Genomic DNA, 19,751 nt, shown 5'->3' with positions numbered 1-19,751 from the left:
CCCCGCCGTCGTTCCCCGCGCAATGTCTGTTTTCACCAAGCTGCTTGCACTTTGCGCAGCTCCGTTCGCCGCTGCCTGCCTGCACGCCGCCCCGGCCTCACTTGATCTGAGTTTTGGCGCAGGCACCGGCACAGCCATCGTTCCCATCGACAGCAATGGCGATGTGCTCAGCAGCATGGCCATCCAGCCAGACGGCCGCATCCTGCTCGGTGGCTATTGCGTGGTGGCGGGCAGCAACAACTTTTGCATGGCCCGCTTGCTCGACAACGGCACGCTCGACACCTCGTTCGGCACGGGCGGCAAAGTGACGACGGCCATTGGCGCCAACAACAATGATCGCGCCAGCGCGATGGCGTTGCTGCCCGACGGCCGCATCGTGCTGGCCGGCACCTGCCACAACGGCAACGACTTTGACATTTGCGTCGCCCGTTACCTGAGCAATGGCAGCCTCGACACCCAGTTCAACAGCACCGGCAAGCGGGTGTTGCCGGGTGATGGCACCAAAAATGAATATGGTCGTGCCGTCGCCGTGCAGAACGATTCGAAAATCGTGATCGCTGGCTATCGGTCGGAAACCGCGGAGGACAACTTCCTGGTCATCCGCCTGCTGGCAGACGGTTCATTCGACACCTCGTTCAACACCAGCGGCAGTCGCTCGGTCAATGTCATTGCCGGCGTCAACGATCAGGCCAGCGCCGTTGCCGTTGCCGTTGACCGCAGCATCGTGGTCGCCGGCACCTGCACGCAGGCAACCCAGCGTTTCTGTGTCGTCCGCCTGACGTCCACCGGCGCCACCGACACCAGCTTCAACGGCACCGGGCAACTGGTTTTGAGTCAGCTGGCGGTTGGCAGCAACGACCAGCTCAATGCCCTCGCCATCCAGCCCGATGGCTATCTGGTCATGGCCGGACAATGCACGTCCGGCTCGGTGTCCTCGTTCTGCGCCGTGCGCACTGCGGCGGACGGCACGCTCGACAGCAATTTCAACGGTAGCGGCAAACAGGTGTTGGGCAGCCTCTATACAACAGAGAAGGTTGCCAGTGTCGCCATCGAGGCCGGAGGACGCATTGTGCTCGGCGGCACCTGCAGCAACCTGAGCAGCAGCCGCCTCTGTGTCATGCGACTCAATCCGGACGGCACCCCGGACACCAGTTTCAACACCAGCGGTCGCGAGAATTATTCAATCGGCCCGCTCATCACTGACGAGCTGACGGCAATAGCTGTTCGCCGCGATGGGCGCATTGTTGCGGCCGGATCCTGCTTCAACGGCACCAATCTCGACTTCTGCGCCCTCGCCATCGAAGGCGGTCCGCTTGGTTATCGCAACTGCTCACTCGATATCGACGGAGATGGCCAGATCCTCGCCACTACCGATGCGCTTATCCATGCCCGCATAGCGCTCGGCATGACCGGCACAGCAGTCGTTGGCGGCATCTCGTTCCCGACTACGGCGACCCGCACCACCTGGCCAATCATTCGCGACTATCTGATTTCGCAATGTAATGTGCCATTGGCGCGTTAAGAGCAACATGCTGCAATTCACCGACATTCAAACTGCGGCCCTTCGCCTTGAGGGCGTCGCTCATCGCACCCCCATCCTCACCAGCCAGACGCTCAACGCGGTGCTCGGTTGCGAGGTTTTCATGAAGGCCGAGAATTTTCAGCGCATGGGCGCGTTCAAGTTCCGCGGTGGCTACAACGCCATCAACGCACTGACTGATGCCGAACGTGCCTGCGGCGTGTTTGCGTTTTCCTCGGGCAACCACGCACAGGCCGTGGCGCTGGCTGCACGTCTGCATGGCTGCAAAGCGACCATCCTGATGCCGGCCGATGCGCCGCAAATGAAACTCGACGCCACCCGTGGCTACGGGGCCGAAGTCATCACCTACGACCGCTATCGCCAGGATCGCTCGGCGCTGGCCAAGCAATTGAGTGAAGAGCGCAACGCCGTGCTCATCCCGCCCTACGACTATCTGCCGGTGATGGCGGGCCAGGGCACTTGTGGGCTCGAAATCGCCGAAGAGATTGCCGATCTTGACGCGCTGATCGTCTGCACCGGTGGCGGCGGATTTCTGTCTGGCTGCACTGTGGCGGCCAAGGCGGTACAGCCCGCCATCAAGGTCTTTGGTGCCGAGCCGGAGGCTGGCAACGACGTCCAGCGGTCGTTGCGCAGCGGGCAGATCGTCAGCATCGACGTGCCAAAAACCATTTGCGACGGTCAGCAGACGCAAGCGGTAGGCGCGCATCCGTGGGAAGTCATCCACACCATGGTCAGCGATATCCTGACCGCCGCTGACGCTACCGTGATTGATGCCATGCGCTTCGCCTTTGAGCGGATGAAACTGGTGCTCGAACCCTCCGGCGCGTGTGCACTTGCAGCTCTAATGGAAAACCGCGCCGCCTTTGCTGGCCAGCGCGTCGCGGTCACCCTCTCGGGCGGCAACATCGATTTCGGACGCTTTTCGGCCTTGCTGCAAACGCGAGCCTGACGCCCGCGCGCGGCGCTGGGATTGGTCCGACAGGCTCCTAGAATCCGGTCATGAGAAATCACCCCACTCTCCGCCTGATCGGTGCCCCAACCGACATTGGTGCCGGTACCCGCGGCGCCTCCATGGGCCCCGAGGCACTGCGAGCTGCCAACCTTGTCGAAGCACTCACCGCACGCGGTCTCGATGTCGTTGACGGCGGCAATCTTGGCGGACCGCCCAACCCCTGGCTGCCGCCGCACGAAGGCTATCGCCACCTGCCCGAAGTGCTGGCATGGAACGTCGCCGTGCGTGACGCCATGACCCACTCACTGCGAGCCGGCGAATTCCCGATGCTGCTCGGTGGCGATCACTGTCTCGCCATTGGCTCCATCGCTGCTGTCGCCGGCCACTGTCGCCGCGTTGGCAAGCGACTGCGAGTGCTGTGGCTCGACGCGCACGCCGACTTCAACACCAGCGCCATCACGCCATCCGGCAACATTCATGGCATGCCGGTGGCGACCCTGTTTGGCTTCGGTGCCGGCGCGCTGGTCAATCTGGCCGATCCGGCACCCGCGTTGAGCCGTGACGAACTGGTGCAGATCGGCATCCGTAGCGTGGACGAAGACGAAAAGCGCTTCGTGCACGAGCAGGGCCTGGAAGTGTTCGACATGCGCTCGATCGACGAAATGGGCATGCGCACAGTGATGCAGCAGGCGTTGCATGGTGTCGATGACGACACCCATATCCACGTCAGCTTCGACGTTGATTTCCTCGACGCCGAGCTGGCACCTGGCGTTGGCACCGCCGTGCCCGGTGGTCCCACCTATCGCGAAGCACACCTCTGCATGGAGATGATCGCCGATACCGGTCGCCTCGCCTCGCTCGACATCATGGAGCTGAACCCGGCGCTCGACGTGCGCAACCGCACCGCCAAGCTCACCGTTGACCTCATTGAAAGCCTGTTCGGCAAGTCCACATTGATGCGCGCTGCGTAGCCGCACCGCAGGCTGGCAAACAGCGCACAGCATCGGAACATTCCGGGCTGTGCGCAAATTGCCACCATTGCGGGCGAAGTCAATGCTGCGATCATATTTTTTGTGTCGCAGCGGCCAGTTAGCCACTACACTGCCCTGCTTTAGGTAGCACATCAGGACGCGCCCGCCGCGATCCGGGGTTGCCTTCGCGGCATGAGGGGCCGCAGCTCACCAACACGCCAACAGGCAGAACTACGACGTGCAGAGCAATTCGCCAAGCCGCTACGACAACGAGGGCTACTCCGCGCTGGACATTCCCACCAGCGCTGCGGTCGCCTACCTGCGCGAACGGGCGGCCACTACGGCGGCACGCAACACCGCACGCGACCAGGCGCTGACCGAGGCGCGGCGACTGCTGCTGGTGACCGACGCTACCTGCGACCTGCCCAGTGCCTGGCTGCGCGATCACAACGTCGCCGTAATTCCGGTAGACATCCGTCAGAACGACCAGACCACCCGCGACTTCCGCGATGAAGTGCAGTGCAGCGAGTTCGCGCTGCAGCTGAGCACGAGCAATAACCGCGACGTCCTGTCCAGCGAACCGTTGCAGCCAGTGCAGATTCGCGACCATGTGCAGGCGTGGATGAACAACGATATCGACAACGTGATGCAGGTGACGTTCGCTGCCAGCCGCAGCAAACACTACCTGAGCTCGCTGGCCGCCACCCAGTCGCTGGTACTGATTCACAACAAGGTGCGTCGCTCGATGGGGAATCGGGCGCCGCTGCGGGCGTGGGTACTCGATTCGCAGACCGGCCTCACCGGCGAGGCGTTGCTGCTGGCGCACGCGGTTTACCTGCGTGATCGTGGCACCGAGGCTGCTGCCATTGCCGAAGCGGTGAAGCAGTTGCGCGGCAACGTGCACACATTGCTGGTGCCGGGTGACCTGCGCTACCTGTATCAGGCCCTGCAATTGAAGGGGGATCGCGACCTGCCGCGCTGGAAGCTGCTGCTCGGGCGCTGGCTCGATATCCGCCCGCTGCTTTATGCCGGTCGCAATGACGTGCACTCCGTGGCCCGCGTCCGTGGTGCGCCAGCGGCGATCGCCCTCGCGCTGGCGCGCGTTACCCGGCACGTCGAGCTTGGCCTCAGCACACCGACCGTCTGTGTCAGCTACGCCGGTGATCTGGAAGCACTGTTCACGCAGCCCGCCTTCACCACGCTGCGTGATGAATGCCGGCGTCGCCGGGTAGAGCTGATCAGCACCACCATGAGCATGACCGGCTGCGTCAAGCTCGGGCCAGCCGCGCTGTCGATTTCATTTGCCAGCGAACGGTTTCTCCCGGCCTGAGCCAATTGACTCGGCATTTCTCGCGCGAGAAATGCGTTGACATCTGCAGTATCGTGTCCTCGGGAGCAACCGGCTTGACCAGCGCCCCCCAGTCGGGTGACTAACCGCCGCCGTTCTTCTTGCTCTGAAGCACCGGCATCAGCGCCTCCACCGCACCCGGTGGCAGCTTTTCCACGTCGTGGCGACAGTCGCGCTTGGGGACATTGCTCCCGGTCACCACACAGCGCTCCTCTTTCACACGGGCGGTGGCCTCGGGTTGGGCTTGACCGTCGCTCGCGCAACCGGCCAACAACGACAAAGCGCCAGCAACGAGCGAAACACGGGTCAACAAAATGTGCATTACTTCTCCATACATCCAACGTTGAGAGTGATTTACGTGATCGTACGTGAATCGTGCAGCAGCAACTACCCATCGACTCACTCGCGAAGCCGCTTGCCCGTTATCGACAGCATTGCGGCTCGATCACGAATTTGCATCTTACATCGTAAGCTGATTCTTTTCTAGCCGAACTTGAGTGCAAATCAGTTGATTGCCAGGACAATAACTGTACATAATCACATGTAACGCATTCAAAACACTACGCAATTGACTCTGCCGCCGCATCACAAGGGTCGTGGCGCCACGCTCAACATGGCGGGGCGCTTCGAGTCGCGCGCTGCGGAGTGGTTCGACGACGGCTGGGGCCACGAAGCACACGACCGCGACCTGCTGGAGCGTGCCGGCCAGCGCCCGAAAACGGTGATCCACATCGAGCAGGCGCGCTCGATCATTTCGCACAACGATTCGCCCGACATCGGCTTCGAGCAGTCGATCAACCCCTATCGCGGCTGTGAGCACGGCTGCATCTATTGCTACGCGCGGCCGACGCATTCGTACCTGAACCTTTCTCCCGGTCTCGATTTCGAGACGCAAATCTTCGCCAAGCGCAATGCGGTCGCGCTGCTGCGCAAGGAGCTCGGCAAGCGTGGTTACGTCCCTTCCGCCATCAACCTCGGTGCCAACACCGATCCCTACCAGCCAATCGAACGCAACGAACGCCTCACCCGCGGCGTGATCGAGGTACTGGCTGAAACCCATCATCCACTCACCATCGTCACCAAAAACGCGCTGGTCTGCCGCGACATCGACCTGCTGGCGCCAATGGCGGCGAAGAAGCTGGTCACCGTCTTCATCTCGATCTCGCAGCTCGACAACGACCTTACCCGCATCCTCGAGCCGCGCGCCTCAGCGCCTGCCAACCGCCTGCGCGCGGTGCGCGAGCTGGCCAGCGCTGGCATCCCCACCGCTGTGCTGGTGGCACCGATCATTCCGTTCATCAACGACCAGTACGTCGAAGCGGTGCTTGACGCGTCACACGACGCCGGCGCCTTCGCGGCCAGCTACACCATCATCCGCCTGCCCTACGAGCTGAAAGCGCTGTGGAAGGACTGGCTGACGACGCACTTCCCGGACCGTGCCGAGCGCGTGATGGAGCGCATCCGCGACCTTCGCGGCGGGCGCGAAAACGTAAGCGAATTCGGCGCCCGCATGAAGGGCCAGGGCATCTGGGGCGATCTTATCCGCCAGCGCTTCCGCAAAGCCTGCACCCGGCTCGGCCTGGCTCATGCGTCGCAAAGCATCCCGACGCTGGACACGTCACTGTTCAATCCGCCCAGCAGCGATACGAGGCAAGGCCAGTTGTTCTAAGCCGCAAAGCCCGGTGCTGACCGCACTACGGCACCGCCGCCTGACGGCTACGGCACCACCGCGAGGAACAGGAACACCGCGAACATCACCAGATGTACGGTGCCCTGCAACACTGTGGCGCGACCACTGCCCAGCGTCAGCACGCTGACGATCAGGGTCAACGCCAGCAGCACCATCTCCTTGCCCGGCAACCCCAGCACCAGCGGAAAGCCGAGCACCACCGACAGTGCGGCCACCACCGGAATGGTCAGGCCAATGGTCGCCAGCGCCGACCCCAGCGCGAGGTTGAGGCTGGTCTGCATGCGGTTGGCACGTGCCGCCCGTGCCGCCGCCAGCGTCTCCGGCAGCAGTACCAGCATCGCGATCGCCACGCCCACCACGGCAGCCGGCGCGCCGATGGCACCAACGCCAGACTGGATCACCGGCGCCAGCAGCTTGGCCAGGCCGACCACCGCCACCAGGCACACCAGCAGCAGACCAAGGCTCAACGCCGTCTCGCCATTGCCCGGCGGCGCCGCATGCTCGTCACGGGCACCGGTCTCCACCGGCAGGAAGTAGTCACGATGACGCACCGTCTGCACAAACACGAAAGCTGCGTAAAGCACCAGCGACATCAAACCGGCGAACGCGAGCTGTGATGCCGAGTAGGTCGGCCCCGGGGTCGTAGTGGTGAAGCCGGGCAACACCAGCACCAGCACCGACAGCGCCGCCAGCACCGACAGCGCCGGACTGGTGCCGTCCACGCGGAACGCCAGCACGTGGTGACGCAGGCCACCCAGCAGCAGGCAGAGCCCGACCACACCATTGCAAACGATCATCACGGCGGCATACACCGTGTCGCGGGCAATCGCCGCCGTGCCAGCCCCGCCCGACAGAATCATCGACACCACCAGCGCCGCTTCGATGACGGTCACCGCAAGTGCCAGGATCAGCGTGCCAAACGGCTCACCTACGCGATGCGCCACCACCTCGGCGTGATGCACGGCGGTCAGCACCGCGCCCACCAGCGACACGGACACCAGCAACACGCCAATCGTGCCAAGCGCCTGGCCCCAGGCAAAAGCCAGCACCAGTGCCGCCGCGAACGGAATCCAGCCGTACCAGCGGCTCACGTAACGCAGGGCCGGATGGGTCACCTGAACCTCCGAGGGGGAATACAACCGATGCAACCGATGTTACGCGATGGTGTCGGAGAGCCGGCGCTGGTTCCCCCGCGTCGCCGCCGCGCGAGATATCCGTTGCGTTGATTGGCAAACAGCCTCGTCAATCGGGCCGCTGCAACCAGTAGTGCGAGACAGAAGCCAGTCAATGCGGGAATTTATTTATTCCATTTGACAACGGTAGACGCCGGACGGCGGCACCCACAATGGCTGCATGTATCAGTACACCGCATTCGACCAGAAGCTCGTTGACGAACGCGTCGCGCAGTTTCGCGATCAGACCGAGCGCCGCCTGTCGGGCGAGCTTTCGGAGGACGAATATCGTCCGCTGCGCCTGCAGAATGGTCTCTACGTGCAGAAGCACGCGCCGATGCTACGCGTGGCGATTCCGTACGGCCTGCTCGCCTCGCGCCACCTGCGCATGTTCGCGCACGTCGCCCGCAAGTACGACCGCGGTTACGCCCACTTCACCACGCGGCAGAACATCCAGTACAACTGGCCGGAACTTGGTCAGGTACCGGACATCCTCGCCGATCTGGCGACCGTGCAGATGCACGCCATTCAAACCAGCGGTAACTGCATCCGCAACACCACCACCGACCAGTTCGCCGGTATCGCACCGGACGAAGTGGTGAACCCGCTGGTGTGGGCCGAGATCATCCGGCAGTGGAGCACCATCCATCCCGAGTTCGCTTTCCTGCCGCGCAAGTTCAAGATCGCCATCAGCGGCGCGACGAGTGATCGTGCCGCGACGCTGGTGCACGACATCGGCCTCGTCGCGCTGAAGGACGCCGCCGGCAACATTGGCTTCCGTGTCGCCGTCGGTGGTGGTCTCGGCCGCACGCCCATCGTCGGCACCGTGATCCGTGATTTCGTGCCATGGCAACACCTGATCACCTATCTCGAAGCGATCCTGCGCGTCTACAACCGCCTCGGTCGTCGCGACAACAAATACAAGGCGCGCATCAAGATTCTGGTCAAGGAATCGACGCCGGCACAGTTCACCGACTGGGTCGAAGCCGAATTCGAAGCCACCAAGAACGGGCCGACGCTGCTGTTGCAGGCCGAGGTTGACGCCATCGCCGGCCGCTTTACCTGGCCCACCTACAAAGACCTGCCGCAGGACGACGCCGCCACCGTTACCTTCGCCGCCGGTCACGATGACTTTGCGCGCTGGCAGCGCCGCAATGTGCACGCGCATCGGGTGCCTGGCTATGCCGCCGTCTCTGTCTCACTTAAGCGCGTGGGCATCCCGCCGGGCGACATCACGGCCGACGAGCTTGACGCGGTTGCCGCACTCGCAGACAAGTACACACAAGGCGAACTGCGTGTCACGCATGAGCAGAACCTGGTCTTCCCCGACGTCGAGAAGAGCGAACTGCCAGCATTGTGGCGCGAGCTCAAGGCGCTGGGGATGGCAGTGCCCAACATCGGCCTGATCGGTAACATCATCGCCTGCCCCGGTGGTGACTTCTGCGATCTCGCCAATGCGGTGTCGATCCCGGTCGCAGCGGCTATTCACGAGCGCTTTGAATCGCTTGACTACCAGTTCGACATCGGCGAACTGGATCTCAACATCTCGGGCTGCATCAACGCCTGCGGTCACCACCACGTCGGTCACATCGGCATCCTCGGCGTCGACAAGCACGACGAGGAGTGGTACCAGATCACCATTGGTGGCGCGCAAAGTATTGCCCAGGGCGGCGCACAAACGGCAAAGATCGGCAAGATCATCGGACCGTCGTTCGCCCGGGCCGAAGTAGCCGATGTTGTCGAAACCCTCATCCAAACCTATCTTGGCCTGCGCGAGCGCGACGATGAACGTTTCGTCGACGTCGTCGCCCGTGTAGGTATCGACCCTTTCAAGGAGCGCGTATATGCCGAAGCTGATTAACCGTTACGGCGTGGTCGACAAAGCCGGCACCGACGGCTGGATCGAATACACCGGCGACGCCAGCGCCATCCCGGTCGGCGCCAAGGTGCTGTTGCCGCTCACCGAGTTCCGCGAGTTCGCCGGCACCTGGCAGAAACACGTGGGCGACAACGGCGCGCTCGGCGTCAAGCTCACCCCCACCGACGACCCGGCACTGATCGCTGGCGAGCTCGACAAGCTGGCACTGATCGCCATTGAGTTCCCGGCCTTCGCCGATGGTCGCGGCTACTCCACGGCCACACTGCTGCGCGAACGCTATCGCTACATCGGCGAGCTGCGCGCCGTGGGCGATGTGCTGCGCGACCAGATCTTTTTGATGTCACGCGCCGGCTTCACCACATTTGCGCTGCGCGACGACCAGAATGTCGAGAAGGCGCTCGCCGCATTCAACGACTTCTCGGCCTACTACCAGCACGCCGCCGACCGTTTTGTAAACCCCGACGCCCTGCCGCTGGCCGCCTGAAGCGGGCAACTGCTCACCCGCCCCGCTGTGGTTCCTTCCCGGACGCAGCGGGGCTTTTCTTTGCGGCATTCAAGTCTGCGGTGAGCCGATAGTTCCGCAGCCTCAGTGCAGAGAGGCGGAATCAGGGAAACATCGCCAGCGCACTGGACTTCTGATCCCGCCGCATCGACGTTTGCGTTCCCATCACAACCCAATTTCACGGCAAATTTTCGCGAAATTGATCGACTTCACACTAAATCGGGCCCCGAGCCCACATTAATCAAGGCTTCCAGCAAAAAGCTGTTAACCAGCCGAGCGCTGTGACCACGCCGCCCGCAAGTGAACCAGCAGGCCATCACTCGCCGCCTCCACCAGATCCAGCACGTGCTCAAAGTCCTGCGCGTCGCCGTAGTAAGGGTCCGGCACCTCGCGCAGTCCGCGCGCCACGGCATCTGGCGAGAACTCCAGCATCCGGCGCACTTTTGCACGCTGCGCCGCGTCCGCGCGGGCAAGCACCGTGGAATAGTTCAGATCATCCATCACCACGATCAGATCGAAGCGCACGAAATCATCATCTCGCAAGTGCCTGGCCCGCAACGCGGAGAGGTCGTAGCCCCGCCTGCGTGCATACGCCTGCGAGCGCGCGTCGGGTGGCTCGCCGGGGTGGTAGTTGTGGGTACCGGCAGAGTCAATCCGCAAGTGCTCCAGCAGCCCCGCCTCGCACGCCTTGTACCTGAACACACCTTCGGCCGTCGGGCTGCGGCAGATATTGCCCATGCAGACGAAGAGAATGCCCAACTCGGGGCCGACAGAGTGCGCGATACGAACCACGCGCAAAGTTTAAGACGACTGCACCGCTAAGCTTCCGTCATGAGCACCGCCAGCGCCACCAGGGCCCTCTCCTCGACCGCCTTCTTCACCCTGCTGCTGATCGCGCTGGTGATGGGCGCCAATCACGTGGCGGCGCGGCTAGCATTCAACAACGGCGTCGATGTGGCCACTGCCGTCGTCTTTCGCAGCGCGGTGTCTGCCACTGTGCTCGCCATCATCATCCGCCTGCAGGGCGTACCGTTTCGCTTTGATGCGCTGACTCCTCGCCAGCGCCACTTCGTGCCGTTGATCGGCTTGCTGATTGGTTTTCAGAGCCTGACGATCTATTCCTCGGTCGCGCGGCTGCCGGTGGCGCTGGCGCTGCTGGCGTTCAACACCTACCCGCTCTGCGCCGCGTTCTGGGACCGCGTGCTCTACGGCAAACGGCCAGACCGCTCGATGCTGCTGGCGATGCCGGTGATCCTGTTCGGCCTGGCACTCGCGCTGGACGTCGCGGGAGCAGCATCGGGCCTGGGCGCCGGTGCCCACTGGGCGAAGATCGGTGTCGGCGTTGCCTTTGCGCTGGCCGCCGCCATGCTGTTCGGTCTCGCAATGATCCTCACGCAGCACGAAATCACCGCGCTCGACGGTCGCGTGCGCTCCTGCACCACACTCGGCATGGCCGGCCTCGTCGCCATCGTCAGCGCCACTGTACAGGGAGGATTGCAGTTCCCCAGCGGCGCAACGCCAGAGCTGGGCTGGCTTGGCCTCGGGCTGCTCACGTTCCTCTACGGCTCCGGCTTCACACTGATGTTCACCGTGCTACCCAAACTCGGTGTCGCCGGCAACTCCGCGATCATGAACGTGGAACCAGTGTTTGCGTTGATCCTAGCCTGGCTATTCCTCGGCCAATCCATCGCGCCGATTCAGGTGGTCGGTGCGTTGATCGTGGTGGGCGCCGTGATCTGGTTGGGGCTCAAGCGTGGTAAGTCGTAGGGTGCGTTTTCAACGCGCCCAAATTGCTACGAACTAGAACGGATCGGTGCAACGCACGCCCAGCGGCTTCTTGATGCCGGGGCCATCCTCGGTATAGAGCTGCGTCACACCATGCTCCGCGCAGGTCGCGATGATGAGCGCATCCCAGTACTGCACTTGATGTGTCGTTGCCAACTCAAGCGCTACCGAGTGTGCCTCGCTTGATGACGCGATCGGCCGCATCACGGTTGACCAAGTCTGGACGACCTCACGCGCCATCTCGCGAGTCGCAATCCTTTTCCGCACTGTCGCACTAAAAAACTCGCCGTAAACCTGAGTGGCAATTGGCCAAGCTGCGACAAGCGCTTTCTTCAACAACGCGGCGGCGACAGCATGTTTCTTCGCATCACTCGGGTCAAATGCGTAAATCAATACGTTCGTATCGAGCGAATTCATTCATCGTACGCGTCGGAGCGCTCAAATTTTTTCCCGTACGGCCGGCTCGCCCTAAACGACAGAGCCTTTTTGATCAACGCTTCGCGTTCAGCCTTACTCATCACAGAACGCGGCTCCGCCCTCACCAATTTGAGCGACGGTTTGCCGCGCCGTGTAATGATGATTTCCTTGCCCGATTCAGCAAGGCTGGCAAAGTGGGCAAAGTTATGAACCGCATCGCGCGCGGTGGCGGTCACTGTTTCGGCGAGCGTTGAATCCACGAGTGATACCCATCCTCTGAATCAGGTTTTGTCAATGTATCACATGGTGTTATACAAACGGTGCGGCACTAGCGTGTAGTCCTCTTCGAAACAGGTTGTCTTAATGGCAGTTTCGTAGGGTGGGCAGTCTCTGCCCACCGTATCCGTTGTGTCGCGATAGATGTTGTTCTGCCGCCTTGTGGTGGGCACGGGGTGCCCACCCTACACGGCTGTTCCTGGGTCAGGCCATCGCGCCAATTCAGATGGTCGGTGCGTTGATCGTGGTGGGCGCCGTGATCTGGTTGGGGCTTAAGCGTGGCAAATCGTAGGTTTGATGACCTTGCGCTCTCCGCAAAACACCGTAAAATATGACCATAATTTTTGGTCATAAATCATGTCCGCCTATTCCCTTGCCCAAGCCAAAGCCCACCTCAGTGCGGTGATCGACGCCGCGCTCGCGGGCAAACCAGCCGTCATCACTCGCCACGGCAAACCGGTGGCCAAGATCGTGCCCTATGACGAACCAGTTGCTGATCTCTCCATCTTCGACGCGCATCGTGGCACGCTGCCGAAGGGCTTCAAATTCGATCGTGACGAGTTGAACAGTCGGCGCTGATGCCCGTCTTTCTCGACACCAACATCCTCGGCTACCTGCTCGATAGCGGCAAGAAGGAAAAAATCGCCCGCCGCCTTGCGAGCGCGCAGTCCCACGTCAGCGTGCAGGTGCTCAACGAGTTCATTGCCGTTTGCCGCAAGGCTGGCAAAGACCGTGAGACAGCCTACGCGCTGGCGGACGCCATCGCCAATGCAAGTATCGTTCACGACATCACGCTCAGCACCTATCGCCTCGCCCAGGCACTCGCCACGCGCTACCAGCTTTCACATTGGGACAGCCTGATCGTCGCCGCAGCAACGCTCGCGCAATGTGAAACGCTTTACAGCGAAGACCTGCAGCACGGGCAGGTGATTGGAACGGTCAAGGTGGTCAATCCGTTTAAGTGACGAGTGACCAGCATAGGCTGGATACGCGAAGCGTCATCCACCATTTCCGTCAAGCCAACTATACCGGATGACCCTGGCGGGTATCCGCCCAACCTGGGCTATCAGAGCGGCAATAGTTCATTCTATTGAGCGATAGAACGCCAACATTGCGCTGATCACAAACATTCCACCGGTCAACATGTTGATCAGAAAGTTGACCTCATCACGCTCTTGCCGATCGCGGTTGAACATGTACACAGCACCGACAAATCGCCAATAGGTGTTTGCCGCCAGCGAAAATAGCAGAAAGTTTGGCCAGTACTCCGTGTCAACGAATTGTTTGCCCGCGTACAGGAAGAACGCAAATGCAGCTAAAAAGTAGACCTTGCCTTTGACCCATAGAAAGACATCGATCACGTCAGCTACTCACACAGTAGCGACGGTTTTCTGAAGCCGGTAATACGCCACGCCGCTGGCCCCTCGATGTCGGTCCTGATGCGGTCGGCAAACGCAACATATTGGCAGGTTTGCTGCGTAGTCATCGCTGGCGAAACGTAGGTGGACGCAAACAAGTTGCCACCAATAACGCTGCCCGTTGTCGTCGACCCGCCGCCGAACGAGTAGTACATGGATCGCGACCAAACAAAGGCTCGCTTGCCTGGTTCTACGTCGAACGCACTGGACGGCATGCCATGATCCATGACCGCTTCTGACATCAGCTTGCCGACGTAGCGCTCCATGACGGCCGACGCGCAGCTAGTCAGCGCAAGTATTGAGACGCAAAGTATGGCGCACTTCATTTGGTTCTCCTTGGTGTGGGCCGCAAATGTCTACCTCCCTCAATGTCTCGCTCGTTGCCTAGGAAATCAACTTCTTGATGCTTGGATTTGTTGTGACTACGGTTCGGTCGCTTCCACGAGTTCTTCCCCACAAGTCTCAACTCATCCACTTCGAGACAGGACTACACATCCAAATTCCGCACCCCCAGCGCATTCCCCTCAATAAACGCGCGTCGCGGTTCGACCTCTTCGCCCATCAGCGTGGTGAAGATTTCGTCGGCGGCGATGGCGTCTTCGATTTGCACTTTGAGCAGGCGGCGCACCTTCGGGTCCATCGTGGTTTCCCACAGTTGCTCGGCGTTCATTTCACCCAGGCCCTTGTAGCGCTGGATCGAGAGGTTGGCGCGGGCTTTGTCGAGCAGCCAGTCAAGCGACTGTTTGAAGCCTGACATGCGGGCTTCTTCACGGTTGCCCTTGCTGTCGGTGCGAGCGACCACGGCACCCTCGCCGACCATGGCTTGCAGTTCGGCCGCCTTCTGGATCTGGTGGTAATCGCCGCTGGCGAGGAAGTGCTGATCAAGCACCGTCTGGCTGGTACGGTTGTTATGCGTGCGCTTGAGCAGCAGCACCCATTCCTCGTTCTTCTCGTCGTAGAACGGCTCCACAGCCAGCTCCGCATCGTCGACGCGCGCCGCGAGCGCTTCAGCACCTGCCTTGGCAGAGGCTTCATCAGCGAGTGACACCTGCGCACCGAGAAGCAGCGCGTCCAGCGCACGGCGATCAATGGTGCGGGCGTTGCGATCGATCACGGCGTCCGCCAGTAGGTACTGCCGCGCCAGATCGGCGAGCCCCTTTTCCGACAGCGGCTCGGCATCAGTTGACGGCTTGAACTCAGCACCCTTGAGCGAAATCTTGAGCAGGAACTGCTTCAGTTCCAGCTCATCCTTCAGGTACTGCTCTTCTTTGCCCACTTTGGCCTTGTAGAGCGGTGGCTGCGCAATGTAGATGTTGCCGCGCTCGACGAGATCGGTCATCTGGCGATAGAAGAAGGTGAGCAGCAGCGTGCGGATGTGGGCGCCGTCGACGTCCGCATCGGTCATGATGATGATGCGGTGATAGCGCAGCTTGTCAGGGTTGTAATCGTCCTTGCCGAAGCCGGTGCCCATCGCGGTGATCAGCGTCACGATCTGTTCGCTGGAGATCACCTTGTCGTAGCGCGCCTTCTCGACGTTCAGCACCTTGCCGCGCAGCGGCAGGATCGCCTGGAACTTGCGGTCGCGGCCCTGCTTGGCGGTGCCGCCGGCGGAATCACCCTCCACCAGGTACAGCTCGCTGAGCGCCGGGTCTTTTTCCTGACAGTCCGCGAGCTTGCCGGGCAGACCCATGCCATCAAGCACGCCCTTGCGTCGCGTCATCTCGCGCGCCTTGCGGGCGGCCTCACGGGCACGGGCGGCTTCGACAATCTTGCCGCAGATGACCTTGGCGTCGTTCGGATATTCGAGCAGGAAGTCGGCAAGCTTGTCGGCGCAGATTTCTTCGACCACCGGGCGAACCTCGCTCGACACCAGTTTGTCCTTGGTCTGCGAGCTGAACTTCGGGTCCGGAACCTTCACTGAAAGGATGCAGGTCAGCCCTTCACGCAGGTCGTCGCCCGAAACCTCGACCTTGGCTTTCTTGTCCAGTTCGTTCGAGGTGATGTATTTGGTGATGGTACGCGTCATCGCCGCGCGAAGGCCAGTCAGATGGGTTCCGCCATCACGCTGCGGAATATTGTTGGTGAAACACTGCACGTTTTCACCGTAGCTGTCGTTCCACTGCATCGACACTTCAACGGTGATGCCATTCTTCTCGGCGCTGCAATAGAAGATGTTCTTGTGCAGAACGGTCTTCGCCTTGTTCATGTACTCGACGAAGCCCTTGATACCGCCGGAGTACGCGAAGTTTTCGCTCTTGCCGGTGCGCTGGTCGATCAGCTCGATCTTGACGCCGTGATTGAGGAACGAGAGCTCACGAATGCGCTTGGCCAGAATTTCAAAATGGTATTCAACCAGCTGGAACGTCTCGATTGAGGCAAGGAAATGCACCTCCGTGCCACGACGGTTGCGCGTTTCGCCGGTAATTTTGAGCGGCGCCACCGGTACGCCCTGGCGGAACTCCATCTCATGCACTTTGCCTTCGCGCCAGATCTTGAGCTTCAACCAGTCCGACAGCGCGTTCACCACCGAAACACCGACGCCGTGCAAACCACCGGACACTTTGTATGAGTTCTGGTCGAACTTGCCACCTGCGTGCAGCTCGGTCATCACAATCTCAGCCGCCGAGCGCTTCATCTCGTCGTCCTGCTTGATCGCCGTCGGGATACCGCGACCGTTGTCGGTGACCGATACCGAGTTATCGGCATGAATGATCACCTTGATGTCGTCGCAGTAGCCACCGAGCGCTTCGTCAATGGCGTTGTCGAGCACCTCGAACACCATGTGATGCAGGCCGGTGCCATCACCGGTGTCACCGATGTACATGCCGGGGCGCTTGCGGACGGCCTCCAGACCTTTCAGGATGCGGATCGAATCTTCGTTGTATTCAGCGGGCTTTTTATCGGTATCGGACATGAAACTTTTTCTGCTTTTGGTTTTCGTTTTCAGTAGGAGCGGCGCCGCCGCGACCTTCAACGAGGAATGAAGACATAGAGTCGCGGCAAAGCCGCTCCTGCAAACCCGCCATCGTCAGATGCGCATCGGCATCACCACGTATTTGAAGTCGGTACGACCGGGCACCGTAAACAGCGCGCTGGCCGAGGAATCCTGCAGCGCAATGGTGATTTCGTTTGACGACAGCGTCGCCAGCGCATCGAGCAGGTAGTTGATGTTGAAACCAATATCGACCGCAGCGCCTTCGTAGGCGACCTCGATTTCTTCTTCGGCTTCTTCCTGTTCGTTGTTGGTACAAGCGATCTTCAGCGCACCCGGATGCAAGCCGATGCGCACGCCACGGAAGCGCTCGTTCGACAGGATCGCCGCGCGCTGCAGCGTGTGCAGCAGCAGCAGACGATCCAGCGTGATGATCTTGCTGTGTGCGGTCGGAATCACGCGGTTGTAGTCGGGGAACTTGCCATCGATCACCTTGCTGGTGAGCTCGATGTTGCCGAAGCTGAAACGCACCTGATTGGCGAGGATGTCAATGGTGATGGGATCGTCGGTTTCGCCCAGCAGCTTGGAAAGCTCAATCACCGTCTTGCGCGGCACGATGATTTCCTGGCGGGTGAAGTTGCCTTCCACCGGCATCGTGGCATAGCTCAGGCGATGACCGTCGGTGGCCACGCAGACCAGCTGGTCCTTGTCGAGCACGAACAGCATGCCGTTCAGGTAGAAGCGGATGTCCTGTTGCGCCATGGCGAACTCAACCAGCCTGAGCGTCGCCTTGAGCAGCTTCTGCGGCAGCTTGAAGCTCTGCAACTGCTCCTGGCTCATGGTCAGGCGCGGATAGTCGGCGGCCGGCAGCGTCTGCAGGCTGAAGCGGCTCTTGCCGGCCTTCACCGCCATCTTGCTGTCCTTGGCGTCAATCGAGACCTCGCTGCTCTCGGGCAGCGCACGCAGCAGGTCCTGCAGCTTGCGGGCGGCCACCGTGGTCGACTGGTCGCCCGCCTCGGGCACTTCCACCTTGGCTGAAATCTGCAATTCGAGATCAGTGGCGATGGTGTTGAGCGTATTGCCCTTGTGCTCAAACAGCACATTGGCCAGGATCGGCAACGTCTGCCGACGTTCCACGATACCCGACACCGCCTGCAAGGGTTTCAACACCAGATCGCGAGGTATGTTCTTAAATTGCATATATACGTAACCCTATTTAATAGAAGACCAATGCGGCTGTGGGTAACTTGAAAACTCAAACAAAATCAAACTGTTACGACAAAAATTTGGCTGCGGGCGAGTGCTGTGGCAAGTGCGGATAATTTGTGGACGAGATTTTCGCGGACAATTTTTTGCACACTTATCCACAAACGATAGCCTTTCATCAACACGGTTTACTGGCGCCCTTTCATTCACTTTACTGCGTTCAGATTCCTCACCATCAACTGCGCAGTACTTGCAGCAGGAACGCGAAATCGTGCTGAATCTGAGGTGTGCTCTCGCGCAGGCTGGCGATTTGTCGGCAGGCGTGCAGCACCGTGGTGTGATCGCGGCCACCGAAGTTCTGTCCGATTTCCGGCAGTGACATTGGTGTCAGCTCTTTGGCCAGCGCCATCGCCATCTGCCGCGGCCGCGCCACGATGCGAGAGCGCTTCTTGGAGTGCATATCGCTGACCTTGATCTTGTAGTAGTCAGCAACTGTCTTCTGGATGTTCTCGATCGAGATCTGTCGTGACTGCACGGCCAGCAGGTCACGCAGCGCTTCCTTGGCTACCTGCGGCGTGATGGCGACATTGTGGAAGCCGGCATAGGCGATTACGCGCTTCAACCCGCCTTCCAGTTCACGTACGTTGGAGCGGATGTGTTTGGCGATGAAGAAGGCAACCTGCTCATCGAGCTCCACACCCACCTGCTTTGCTTTGGCAAGCAGGATCGCTACCCGCATCTCGGTCTCGGGCGGTTCAATCTGCACCGTGAGGCCCCAACTGAAGCGGCTCTTGAGCCGGTCTTCGATGCCTTCGATCTCTTTGGGATAGGTGTCGCAGGTGATGATTACCTGCTTCTTCGCTTCGGTCAGCGCATTGAACAGGTAGAAAAACTGTTCCTGCGTACTGCTCTTGTTGTTGAAGAACTGGATGTCGTCGATCAGCAGCAGATCGAGCGAGGCATAACTTTGCTTGAACGCATCCCACGCCTTGTGCTGATAGGCTTTAACGACGTCCGACACATAGCGTTCGGCATGGATGTAACGTACCCTGGCGGTCGGATGTTCACGCAGTAACTGGTTGCCAATCGCCTGCAGCAGATGCGTCTTGCCAAGGCCGACACCACCGTAGATGAACAGTGGGTTGTAGGCGTCACCCGGATTGCCGGCGACCTGCATGGCCGCGGCGCGAGCCAGTTGATTGGCCTTGCCGGTGACGAAGCTGTCGAAGGTGAAGCTTGAATTGAGTGTTGATTCGCGTGCCGCTGTGCCGGTGATCGCGCTGCCGCCACTGTCGGCCGCTGTCACGACAAGCGGCGTTTCCGGCACTGGCCCGGCGGTGACGGGTGAAGCTATTGATGCCGCGATGTTTGCCGGTGCAGTGCGTTCAGCAATTTTCTGGTGGCCATTGACCGCAGCGCTGGCAACGGCCAGGCGAACGGTGCGTGGCTCCGGAAAGTAGGCTGTCGCGAGCGAATCGATCGTGCTCAGGTAACGATCGCGCACCCATTTGCTGACAAATGCATTGGGCGCAACAACGGTGATCGAGGAATCGGTTTCTTCCGCACTCAGCACCCGAAACCACGTTGCAAACTGCTGTGCCGACAGCTCCCGCTCAAAGTGATTGAGGCAATGTGACCAGAAACCGGAAACAGAGCCAGACAT

20 protein-coding genes are annotated in these 19,751 nt (G+C 60.8%); 10 read left to right on the top strand and 10 right to left on the bottom strand.

Annotation, left to right across the window (positions count from 1 at the left end):
- The first annotated feature begins 22 nt into the window (after positions 1-22).
- From FKL89_RS00100 to FKL89_RS00085, 4 genes are all read left to right on the top strand, one after another.
- On the top strand, positions 23-1,522 hold the full coding sequence (locus tag FKL89_RS00100; protein ID WP_156860761.1) for an NHL repeat-containing protein: 1,500 nt from the start codon (positions 23-25) through the stop codon (positions 1,520-1,522).
- 7 nt (positions 1,523-1,529) lie between these two features.
- Positions 1,530-2,489: a pyridoxal-phosphate dependent enzyme gene (locus FKL89_RS00095; RefSeq protein ID WP_156860760.1), complete on the top strand. Its 960-nt coding sequence runs from the start codon at positions 1,530-1,532 to the stop codon at positions 2,487-2,489.
- Between the two features lie 50 nt (positions 2,490-2,539).
- On the top strand, positions 2,540-3,463 hold the full coding sequence (gene rocF, locus FKL89_RS00090) for an arginase (RefSeq protein ID WP_156860759.1): 924 nt from the start codon (positions 2,540-2,542) through the stop codon (positions 3,461-3,463).
- Positions 3,464-3,701: 238 nt separating this feature from the next.
- Positions 3,702-4,793, top strand: coding sequence for a DegV family protein (locus FKL89_RS00085; protein ID WP_156860758.1), 1,092 nt, complete (start codon positions 3,702-3,704; stop codon positions 4,791-4,793).
- Between the two features lie 100 nt (positions 4,794-4,893).
- Here the strand turns inward: FKL89_RS00085 and FKL89_RS00080 are convergent, their stop codons facing one another.
- Positions 4,894-5,133 (bottom strand): hypothetical protein, encoded by a 240-nt coding sequence (locus tag FKL89_RS00080; RefSeq protein WP_156860757.1) that lies wholly within the window; start codon positions 5,131-5,133, stop codon positions 4,894-4,896.
- A gap of 246 nt (positions 5,134-5,379) precedes the next feature.
- On the opposite strand from FKL89_RS00080, the gene FKL89_RS00075 reads away from it, so the two are divergent.
- Complete coding sequence (locus FKL89_RS00075) at positions 5,380-6,480, top strand: PA0069 family radical SAM protein (protein ID WP_272953715.1); 1,101 nt, start codon at positions 5,380-5,382, stop codon at positions 6,478-6,480.
- A gap of 47 nt (positions 6,481-6,527) precedes the next feature.
- Here FKL89_RS00075 and FKL89_RS00070 read toward each other — a convergent pair whose 3' ends face one another.
- A complete protein-coding gene (locus FKL89_RS00070) occupies positions 6,528-7,616 on the bottom strand; it encodes a calcium:cation antiporter (protein ID WP_420361130.1) in 1,089 nt (362 codons plus the stop codon).
- A 238-nt stretch (positions 7,617-7,854) separates the two neighbouring features.
- Here FKL89_RS00070 and FKL89_RS00065 point away from each other — a divergent pair, with 238 nt between their 5' ends.
- On the top strand, positions 7,855-9,534 hold the full coding sequence (locus tag FKL89_RS00065) for a nitrite/sulfite reductase (RefSeq protein ID WP_156860756.1): 1,680 nt from the start codon (positions 7,855-7,857) through the stop codon (positions 9,532-9,534).
- On the top strand, positions 9,518-10,036 hold the full coding sequence (locus FKL89_RS00060) for a DUF934 domain-containing protein (RefSeq protein WP_156860755.1): 519 nt from the start codon (positions 9,518-9,520) through the stop codon (positions 10,034-10,036). Before FKL89_RS00065 ends, FKL89_RS00060 begins: the two co-directional genes overlap by 17 nt.
- Positions 10,037-10,318: 282 nt before the next feature.
- Here the strand turns inward: FKL89_RS00060 and FKL89_RS00055 are convergent, their stop codons facing one another.
- Positions 10,319-10,792, bottom strand: a complete 474-nt coding sequence (locus tag FKL89_RS00055; protein ID WP_156864488.1) for a low molecular weight protein-tyrosine-phosphatase — start codon at positions 10,790-10,792, stop codon at positions 10,319-10,321.
- Between the two features lie 93 nt (positions 10,793-10,885).
- Between FKL89_RS00055 and FKL89_RS00050 the strand changes: the two genes are divergently transcribed.
- Positions 10,886-11,821 (top strand): DMT family transporter, encoded by a 936-nt coding sequence (locus FKL89_RS00050; protein ID WP_156860754.1) that lies wholly within the window; start codon positions 10,886-10,888, stop codon positions 11,819-11,821.
- Positions 11,822-11,854: 33 nt separating this feature from the next.
- Here FKL89_RS00050 and FKL89_RS00045 read toward each other — a convergent pair whose 3' ends face one another.
- Both FKL89_RS00045 and FKL89_RS00040 read right to left on the bottom strand, forming a co-directional pair.
- Positions 11,855-12,256, bottom strand: a complete 402-nt coding sequence (locus FKL89_RS00045) for a PIN domain-containing protein (protein ID WP_156860753.1) — start codon at positions 12,254-12,256, stop codon at positions 11,855-11,857.
- A complete protein-coding gene (locus FKL89_RS00040) occupies positions 12,253-12,516 on the bottom strand; it encodes a type II toxin-antitoxin system Phd/YefM family antitoxin (protein ID WP_156860752.1) in 264 nt (87 codons plus the stop codon). Before FKL89_RS00040 ends, FKL89_RS00045 begins: the two co-directional genes overlap by 4 nt.
- 373 nt (positions 12,517-12,889) lie before the next feature.
- On the opposite strand from FKL89_RS00040, the gene FKL89_RS00035 reads away from it, so the two are divergent.
- Together FKL89_RS00035 and FKL89_RS00030 are read left to right on the top strand one after the other, a co-directional pair.
- Complete coding sequence (locus tag FKL89_RS00035; protein ID WP_156860751.1) at positions 12,890-13,111, top strand: type II toxin-antitoxin system Phd/YefM family antitoxin; 222 nt, start codon at positions 12,890-12,892, stop codon at positions 13,109-13,111.
- Positions 13,111-13,497: a PIN domain-containing protein gene (locus FKL89_RS00030; protein WP_156860750.1), complete on the top strand. Its 387-nt coding sequence runs from the start codon at positions 13,111-13,113 to the stop codon at positions 13,495-13,497. The genes FKL89_RS00035 and FKL89_RS00030 overlap by 1 nt, the downstream gene beginning before the upstream one ends.
- 117 nt (positions 13,498-13,614) lie before the next feature.
- On the opposite strand, the gene FKL89_RS00025 is transcribed toward FKL89_RS00030, so the two are convergent.
- The 5 genes from FKL89_RS00025 to dnaA form a co-directional block, all read right to left on the bottom strand.
- The gene (locus FKL89_RS00025) at positions 13,615-13,893 is read right to left on the bottom strand and encodes a hypothetical protein (protein ID WP_156860749.1); all 279 of its coding nucleotides are present in this window, start codon (positions 13,891-13,893) and stop codon (positions 13,615-13,617) included.
- A 5-nt stretch (positions 13,894-13,898) separates the two neighbouring features.
- Positions 13,899-14,276 carry a hypothetical protein gene (locus tag FKL89_RS00020; RefSeq protein ID WP_156860748.1) on the bottom strand — a complete coding sequence of 126 codons (378 nt, stop codon included), beginning with the start codon at positions 14,274-14,276 and terminating at the stop codon, positions 13,899-13,901.
- Positions 14,277-14,437: 161 nt separating this feature from the next.
- The gene (gene gyrB / locus FKL89_RS00015) at positions 14,438-16,864 is read right to left on the bottom strand and encodes a DNA topoisomerase (ATP-hydrolyzing) subunit B (RefSeq protein WP_156860747.1); all 2,427 of its coding nucleotides are present in this window, start codon (positions 16,862-16,864) and stop codon (positions 14,438-14,440) included.
- A gap of 114 nt (positions 16,865-16,978) precedes the next feature.
- Positions 16,979-18,082, bottom strand: coding sequence for a DNA polymerase III subunit beta (dnaN, locus tag FKL89_RS00010; protein WP_156860746.1), 1,104 nt, complete (start codon positions 18,080-18,082; stop codon positions 16,979-16,981).
- Positions 18,083-18,323: 241 nt separating this feature from the next.
- A complete protein-coding gene (gene dnaA, locus FKL89_RS00005; protein ID WP_156860745.1) occupies positions 18,324-19,751 on the bottom strand; it encodes a chromosomal replication initiator protein DnaA in 1,428 nt (475 codons plus the stop codon).

The organism is Casimicrobium huifangae, assembly GCF_009746125.1.
In the GTDB taxonomy this organism is placed as follows: Bacteria; Pseudomonadota; Gammaproteobacteria; order Burkholderiales; family Casimicrobiaceae; genus Casimicrobium; species Casimicrobium huifangae.
The sequence above is the reverse complement of the archived record's forward strand: the minus strand, read 5'-3'. Positions and strand labels throughout refer to the sequence as shown.